This is a genomic window from Bartonella sp. MM73XJBT (genome assembly GCF_028618465.1).
Taxonomy (GTDB): domain Bacteria; phylum Pseudomonadota; class Alphaproteobacteria; order Rhizobiales; family Rhizobiaceae; genus Bartonella.
This window is the reverse complement of the sequence record NZ_JAQISY010000038.1, coordinates 1-9125: the sequence shown is the minus strand read 5'-3', so window position 1 is coordinate 9125 and position 9125 is coordinate 1. Positions and strand designations below refer to the sequence as shown.

Genomic DNA, 9125 nt, shown 5'->3' with positions numbered 1-9125 from the left:
TGTATAAGAAGAACCCGCTTTGTTTTTCTTGTTCTTTTGCTACGACAGATGTTCTCATATTGTCTAACAGTGCATTCTGCTTAGCCATATCGGTTAATCCCGTATAGAAGAGGGCATTTGGCATGACCAAATAGCTTGCCATTTGTCCTACAGGTGCTTCTACTGTTGAGTGAGAGTCAAGAAATTCTTTATGTAAGCGGAAATCCCAGAAATTTTCGTTTTTCTCATCGAAAAGGCTTTGCTCAACATTGGCTATGCCATGACTTGATTCTGGTCCGTAACCAGTGAGTGTATATTTGTAAGGCGAACCGCCTCTTGTGGTATAGCCATTTGTAAGTTTGAAAGAATCCTCTTCTGCTTTTCCAGAGACTTGGATAAGTGAAAGACCACCTGAGTTCGAAGGATCGGAAGCATTTATAACACTATTTTTATCTCCTGAATCGCTTTGGATATAGACTGTTGTAGAGCCTGAAACATCTCCGTGAATAAGAAGATGATCGGTTTTTTGCTCTTCTATTGGAGTACCATCAGTCCATTTTGTATTGAAATAAATTTTTGCATCACCTGTTGCATTATAGACCACTTTGGTATCTGGTTTTCCTGATCCTATATGCAATGTGTGGTAATAACCATCTGCTGTTGGTTCTTTAAAAACAAGAGAGCTGTTTTCAAGGTTTAGTACAGAAATATCAGAACGTGATCTTTGAGCGATATCAAGCAGATTGCCATCATCGTCTTTTTCTTGTGTACTGGTTTTCAAGATCCATTGTGTATTGTTTTTCAGGTCAAAGCGTACGTTTCTCTCTTGTGCAATGCTTGCTCTGCCTTCTAATATAGAATCATTAGCATTGAGTGTAAAAGCGAAATTATCCTCTTTAGTTGAAGCTTTTGTTACTAATAAAACATCAGCACCAATTTCTGACTTTTTGCTAAGATTGACTGTAGCAGTTGACTCATCTACGTTAATTCCAATACCGTCTTTAATGTGAAGCTTTGCATTGGTTAAATTGATTTCTGAGGTTATATTTTCCTCAGGGTTTTTGAATTTTATGCCGCTGTTTTCTGCTGTTGCAGAAATATTTGTCACATTAATATGTCCGCCATTTTCTGCAAACAATACTGCCTCTTTTCCGGTTACTGTTCCTCCCGTCATTGTGATGGTAGAATCTGAACCGTTTGCATGGAGTCCATTGCCATTAGATGATGTAATTTGGACATTGTCGGTTAATGTAATAGTACTACCGCTCTCTGCAGAGATCGCTGCATTGCTTCCATCAAATGATCCTCCAGATATTGTGACTTCAGAATGATCCATTGCAAATGCGCCGATGTATGCATCTGTAATGTGTACATTTTCCAAAGAGACATTGCTGGACTGAGAATTTAATCCTACAAATATTAACGAGTTGCCTTTTTTATTATTCGATATTGTAACATCTTTCAGTTTATTTTCATCGCTTTTACTGTTACTGAAGCTAGCGCCAGATGTAGAGGTTGTAATGGTTCCACCAGTCATTTTAATTGTGCCACCGTTTTGCGCATAAAGTCCGATAGAAGCATTGTTAATCGTTGTTTCATACAATTCAATCGTACTATTAGAGTTGATAGCATTTGCACCTAATCCGCTACCCTTGGTTGTTGCGATAGTAATATCTGTGGCCGTAATATGCCCTCCATCTTCTGTAACTAAAGTTGTATATCTCCCCGTGACGTTTCCTTTCGTCATTGTGATGGTAGAGCCTAAACCATTTGCATAGAGTCCATTACCGTCAGATGATGTAATTCGCGCCTCATCAGTTAGAGTAATGGTACTACCCTTTTGCGCATAGATTGTTGCTAGTTTTGCATCAAATGATCCTCCAGAGACAGTTATTTGAGAGTTATCATCTGCGACTATGGCATTGGTTGCTTGAGTGACAGTTACATTTGTTAAAGCGACTGTACTGTTTTGTTCGGCTGTTATTCCAGCATCTAGTAATGCATCATCTTTAACGCTTGATATTGTTACATTTTTCAGTTTGTTCTCGGCGCTGTTACTGTTTTCGAAGGCAGCACCAGCTTTTGAAGATTTAATGTTTCCCCCCGTCATGCTGATCGCGCCACCTTCTTTTGCAAAAAGTCCAACGTCCTCAGATGATGTAATTCGCGCCTCGTCAGTTAGAGTAATGGTACTACCCTTTTGCGCATATATTGTTGCTAGTTTTGCATCAAATGATCCTCCAGAGACAGTTATTTGAGAGTTATCATCTGCGACTATGGCATTGGTTGCTTGAGTGACAGTTACATTTGTTAAATCAACTTTACTGTTTTGTTCGGCTGTTATTCCAGCAGCTAGTAATGCATCATCTTTAACATTTGATATTGTTACATTTTTCAGTTTGTTCTCGGCACTGTTACTGTTCTTGAAGGCAGCACCAGCTATAGAAGCTTTAATGGTTCCCCCCGTCATGCTGATCGCGCCACCTTCTTTTGCAAAAAGTCCGGAGTCCTCAGATGATGTAATTCGCGCCTCGTCAGTTAGAGTAATGGTACTACCCTTTTGCGCATAGATTGTTGCTAGTTTTGCATCAAATGATCCTCCAGAGACAGTTATTTGAGAGTTATCATCTGCAGCTATGGCATTTTCTGCTTTTGTCACGGTTACATTTGTTAAAGCGACTGTACTGTTTTTTTCTGCATCTATTCCATAGTGTAATAGAGCATCGCCTTTAATATTTGAGATTGTCACATTTTCTAGTTTGTTTTCCTCTCTCTTACTGTTTTCGAAGGCAGCACCATTGTAGAAAGCTTTAATGGTTCCCCCCGTCATGCTGATTGCGCCACCGTCTTTTGCATAAAGTCCATCATTTTCAGATGATGTAATTTGAGCATCGTTGATTAAGCTAACGATACTGTTGCCTTTAGAGGTTATTGTTGCTAGTTTTGCATCAAATGATCCTCCAGAGACAGTTATTTGAGAGTTATCATCTGCGACTATGGCATTGGTTGCTTGAGTGACAGTTACATTGTTTAAAGTGATGGTACTGTTGTTTGCATCGATTCCATGCATGAGCAGTGCATCGTCTTTACCACTTGATATGGTTACATTTTCTAGTTTGTTTTCTTCTCTATTACTGTTCTTGAAGGCAGCACCAGCTATAGAAGCTTTAATGGTTCCCCCCGTCATGCTGATTGCGCCACCGTTTTTTGCAAAAAGTCCGGAGTCCTCAGATGATGTAATTTGAGCATCGTTGATTAAGGTAACAATACTGTTGCCTTGAGAAACTATTGTTGCATTTTTTGCATCAAATGATCCTCCAGAAACTGTTATTTGAGAGTTATCATCTGCAACTATGGCGTTTCCTACTTTTGTCACGGTTACATTGTTTAAATCAACTTTACTGTTTTGTTTAGCTGCTATTCCAGCAGCTAGTAATGCATCATCTTTAACGCTTGATATTGTTACATTTTTCAGTTTGTTCTCTTCTCTCTTACTGTTCTTGAAGGCAGCACCAGCTATAGAAGCTTTAATGGTTCCCCCCGTCATGCTGATCGCAGCACCGTCTTTTGCAAAAAGTCCGGAGTCCTCAGATGATGTAATTCGCGCCTCGTCAGTTAGAGTAATGGTACTGTCCTTTTGCGCATATATTGTTGTCTCTTTTGCATCAAATGATCCTCCAGAGACAGTTATTTGAGAGTTATCATCTGCAACTATGGCGCTTTCTGCTTTTGTCACGGTTACATTGTTTAAAGCAACTTTACTGTTTTGTTCGGCTGCTATTCCAGCAACTAGTAATGCATCATCTTTAACATTTGTTATGGTTACGTTTTCTAGTTTATTTTCTTCTCTCTTACTGTTCTTGAAGGCAGCACCAGCTATAGAAGCTTTAATGGCTCCCCCCGTCATGCTGATCGCGCCACCGTCTTTTGCAAGAAGTCCATTGTCTTCAGATGATGTAATTTGAGCATCGTTGGTTAAGGTAACAATACTGTTACCTTGAGAGTCTATTGTTACTTTTTTTGCATCAAATGATCCTCCAGAGATCGTTATTTGAGAGTTATCATCTGCAACTATGGCGTTTCCTACTTTTGTCACGGTTATATTGTTTAAAGCGACTATACTATCATCTGCTTTGATTCCATTCTGGAGCAGCGTATCGTCTTTACCACTTGATATGGTTACATTTTCTAGTTTGTTTTCTTTTCTCTTACTGTTTTCAAAGTGAGCGCCAACGTTTGAAGCTTTAATGGTTCCCCCCGTCATGCTGATCGCGCCACCGTCTTTTGCAAGAAGTCCATCGTTCTCAGATGATGTAATTTGAGCATCGTTGGTTAAGGTAACAATACTGTTGCCGTGAGAAGCTATTGTTGCTAGTTTTGCATTAAATGATCCTCCAGAGACAGTTATTTGAGAGTTATCATCCGCAACTATGGCATTCGTTGCTTGAGAGACTTTTACATTGTTTAAAGCGACTGTACTTTTATCTGTACTTATTCCATAGCCTAATGCCGCATCATCTTTACTACTTGATATGGTTACATTTTCTAGTTTGTTTTCGGTGCTGTTACTGTTTTCGAAGTGAACGCCAGTGTGGGAAACTGTAATAGTTCCCCCTGTCATTTGAAGTATGGCATCATTTTTTGCTTCAACACCCAAAGGGATGTCAGAATCCGTTCCTTTAATGGTCGTTTTATCTCCCGTTAATTTAATTGCACTACCTTTGCCTTCAGTGCTTATAACATAGTTGTTTTCGTTTGAGCTTGAGTTTGTGTCTTTATTTCCGGTTATTTTCAAATCAGTTCCGGTGATTTGCCCCTCTTCTAGGGACTGAAGAGTTTCATAAGTGGCATCTTTGACCTCTTTTTTCTCTCCAGAAACTTTAAGAGATTCAGCATGGACATTGAATTGGATATTAAACAGCATAATAGCTGCTGTTGCCATAGATGACAGAAGGGATTTTTTATACACAAGTACTCTCCTTTTAAAGCCCCCAATATTCATTTCCCCGCATTCTTCAAAAGAAGATAAAGAAAATAGATATCGCTTTTCGTTTAATAATTGATCGCTTTGATAGTTTATTTTTCTTTTTTTGTCAAAAGAGATTATTCATTATATTTTATTTTATATTGAATATATAATGTATTTATAATTGAATAATTATTATCCATTATAATAATATTGGCAGTAATATTTATACTCTCTTTAGGCATTATTAGAGAAAATGTAACTGCATATACCCTTTCATTGTTCATTCCTTCTGCGTTAGTTGAGAAGATTCTCAATGTGTTTTATCTTCATGCATACAACAATTCGTTGTTTAAATATAATGCCACATGATTGTTTCTTAATATTTTTCTTATTGGGTATAAAAATATATCAGCACTTTTCAAATTTTTAATAAAGGGACTGTTTGCGATCATATCGGCTTGATGTATGTCTTGATCGATATATCCTATGCTGAAAAATGCACTCAATGAAATGTTTTAAGAAAGAATCTTATAAATGAAGAATGCTCTGATATCAGAGCACATTTTTATTATAATATCCTTGCATTCATTATTTTGAGCTTATGGCACATTCTAGACAAAAAAACGAAAAATTGCTTTCAGAAGCTTTATGGGTAATATAATAAAGCACGTTATATGTTTATGGTGGTGTGTGTGTATGAGAGATAAAATTGGATATAGGGTAATTACCGTGATTGCTTTTGCTCTCTCTGGTTGTTTTGATGTTGGTCTTGAGACAAAAAGAGAGGGGAGGCTTGATAATAGATTAATGGATTAATCCATGAGGGACAAGTCTCTTGTGAAAAATTATACCGCTGTCATTGTGGATAATCGACAACCATGGCGTTTGAATTCTGGTGATGCCAATGGACTATCCAACAGGAAGCCATGGTTAAAGATAAATGAGCAGGTTGCCAGTGTGATCAAAGCGCATAAAGCTGCTTTCCATATTGTGAATGGTGATTTGACAGAGTTTGGTTAACAAAAAAACTATGATGATTATAAAAATCTTGGTTCTCTTGTTTATGAGGGGTGAGGTGATCACGATTATGCGAATAATGTTAGTCTTTGTGCCATGCCTGAGGTGTTCAATTTTTATAAAGATGCCTGTGCTATCAGTGCAGTTACAAGAATGGTGGCGGAAATCAAAAAATATCGTAGTAAGTTATCTCATTTCAGTCTGGATATTACTGAAAGTTTGCTTGCTGTTTCGGGTGGAAATATTCACCCCTTTAAGGGGAGTTTAAGTTATTCTTGGGATTATGGAGATATTCATTATGTGCAACTGCACAATTATCCAAGTTATACGGTACATCTGAAGAGACCATCCATGGAGGTGCAAATCAATAAGTCTTTGGATTGGCTAAAAAAAGATTTAAAGGCTGCTGATACGAAAGGGAAAGTGACCGTTATTAATTTTCACGATGCTCATGCCGCTTCTATTGAGGGTAAATCCTTTTTATTTATAAAAAGAACGCTAAAGATTTATCGGTGTTTAAGTCCATCATCACTTCTCATAATGTTAAGGCGATATTCGTTGGACACACGCATTATCAGTCCTATTACCGTGCGAAGGATGATAAGGGTTTTGGCAATGTTCCTGTTTATACAGCTGGTGCACTCTTTAATGGAGATTATTACCTTATAGATGTGAAGGGGAAGAATATTCACGTTAAAGCTTATAATGGTGAGATAGGAAAACCTCTCTTGATCAAAGATCTCGGTATTGTCGGACAAGATAAAGAATTTTCCGCAAGTTGCAGCCAATTATAATAAGGTTTTTCTCTTATTGCATAGGGGCAAGAGTGTGTTCTCTGTATAAAGCTTGAGAAGTAAGTGACCTCAATATCGTGCAATAGCATATTAAAAAATGGTATTTTATTGTTTGCTTTTTATTTTAAGGTGCCATTTCTGTTATGCATAAATTAATATACAATAATGTTTCTGTGCTGTCGCGTTATCGGTTATGGTTCGTTTATTTTTTGTGTGATTTGACAATAGATTTTGTCTGAAGTGGGAAGATTATTAGACGGTCTCTGTGCTCTTTTGGCAATTAAAGGAAAGGTTTTCTCTCTCTCAATGATGTGCTAGGAATCTGCAAAATCTTTAGCTAATTTATACGAAAGAAAGAGAGAACAATATGTTCGTGTAATTCTACAAATAATATGATTCTGGCAAAGGAATTGATCATCACAAATTGCGATTTAGAAGAATAAAAAAGACTCATGAAAGGGCCTTTAAATGATTTTTGAAAGGTCTTTGAAGAATCTTTGGTTATTGTATAAAGCGAAGATTTTTTCTCTTAATTGACGAATAGAGCAATCATCTCATAAATTATGATGAAATTGTCATTTTAAAGATTCATTTTCTTGCTCTTCAATCCTTGTAACAAACAGCCAATTGTTAGTCATAGCAAAGAAAAACTTTCACTTGTCCAAATTGGATCTGTGAGAGATGTTTCTTTTAAGACAATTGTGCTCAAGATCATACAAGTGAGAAAATCTTGGTGTGTCACTTGGAATAATGATATTTATCATAACTGATTTTAGCTTTTCACTCTCAGTATGAAAGGGGATTAGCTCAACTTTCTTGATTGTACAGATGAGTGGAGCATCGTTGAGTTTTGCTCAATAGAATAAATTCATCTTGTAGATGAGCGAAAAAAGAGTTTATAGCTCCATTATCATGTGTTTATTGGAATAAACTTTAAATTCACCAAAGTTTGTAAAACCTAATTTTTATAAATGCTCACTCCCTCTTGAGATACTTGCATACCAATAATATGACATTTCTTTCTTTTTAAATACTCAATAGCAATTTTTGTCATTACTGTCCCAATACCTCTTTTTTGAAAATCTGGATTGGTAACAATATCATACACTCCACCAATTCCATCCGCTTGAATACAAAAACATATTGCTACAGGATTGTTATTTATATACCCAACGAACATTCCTACATCGGGGTCTTTTTTATAATAATGACCTATGGTTTCATAAAATCTTACTGCTTCTTCATCAAAAGGCTCGAAGACTGATGCCATAACATTTCCGTAATCTCTAAACTCTTGAAGTGATTCAACTTCCTTGATTTTGAAGTTATCCGGCAGAGAAGTAACATGTGAGTTTATATCCTGCGCTAAAGCCGCCATTCCAACTTCTGTTTCAACATGCTCTAAGCCCATAGATAAGAGAACTTCATTGATGTTATAGTGAGACGAATGAGGTCCAACCCACCAAGCTAAAGGTAGTTTTTGTGCATTAAAGGAATCAATTATAGACTTTGCTTGGTCTACGGTATAGTTTCTTGTAAATTTTTAGCAGAGATAATGTTGAATGTGTCTGAGGTAAATGTTGAATTAACAGAAGATACTCCATTTGAAAAATCAATAACCTGCATTTTGAGGCACAGTTTTGGTAAAAAGCGTACCTTTGAGCAAAAGTTATTCTCTAATGATAAGTTAATTTTTGATTTGTCTAACATTTGTTTTCCTTATCATTTCTTATTGATCTGTTAATACTGGGTGCTGTAAACAGTCCGTTGGCTCAAAGGCAATCTAAAATTCTTTTAAATAAGCTTCTATAACATACAAGTCCGCAAAAGATCTGCCGCCAATACTAAAAGAATTATTCTCAGGATAGCAAGAGATAATAAAAAATGCCTTGGGAAAATAGTGTCTTTGGCAAAGATGAAGTTATTATAGCCAAACAATGCCATGGACTAATGGGAAATGTTTATCTCACTCTTCAAGCTTATTTTACATGCTTTAACAATTTAACAAATAGTGATAATCTTCCAGAAAATTCTCTTAAATCACTTTCATATGAGTGGTTCCTATTCTTTCTGAGCTAAAAATTGTTCTCAGTTGATTGAGTAAAAAAATCCAATAGATGCTCACAAAAATGACGAATTGTAAAACGACCTTTGAAGACCCTTTGAGAACCTCTTAAAATCTCTTTGAAAAAATGAATTGGTACAAAACCTAGTATCAAACTACACACGCCTGAAAGCCCAAGAATATGAAAGCCAAATGTTAGGATAAGAGACGATTATGGATGTTTCCCTTGTTGTGCGTTTTGTCAATCATCTCCAAGAAGGGATCGCTTCTGCCAAGCGTGATCTTGCAGCTTTCAGTAGCG

General features: G+C 36.7%; 2 protein-coding genes and 1 pseudogene. 1 reads left to right on the top strand and 2 read right to left on the bottom strand.

Features of this window, described 5'->3' with window-relative positions; genetic code table 11:
• A partial coding sequence (locus PVV69_RS08390) for a right-handed parallel beta-helix repeat-containing protein (protein ID WP_273757148.1) occupies positions 1 to 4948 on the bottom strand: 4948 nt, incomplete at its 3' end.
• A 696-nt stretch (positions 4949 to 5644) separates the two neighbouring features.
• Between PVV69_RS08390 and PVV69_RS08385 the strand changes: the two are divergent.
• Positions 5645 to 6759, top strand: a pseudogene (locus tag PVV69_RS08385) (metallophosphoesterase).
• Between the two features lie 958 nt (positions 6760 to 7717).
• Here the strand turns inward: PVV69_RS08385 and PVV69_RS08380 are convergent.
• Positions 7718 to 8170 carry a GNAT family N-acetyltransferase gene (locus tag PVV69_RS08380; protein ID WP_273757147.1) on the bottom strand — a complete coding sequence of 151 codons (453 nt, stop codon included), beginning with the start codon at positions 8168 to 8170 and terminating at the stop codon, positions 7718 to 7720.
• Positions 8171 to 9125 lie beyond the last annotated feature (955 nt).

Bases quoted from the DNA above. Each gene is read 5' to 3' on its own strand.
- PVV69_RS08380 (WP_273757147.1), bottom strand. From the start codon at position 8,170: ATGGGCTTAGAGCATGTTGAAACAGAAGTTGGAATGGCGGCTTTAGCG.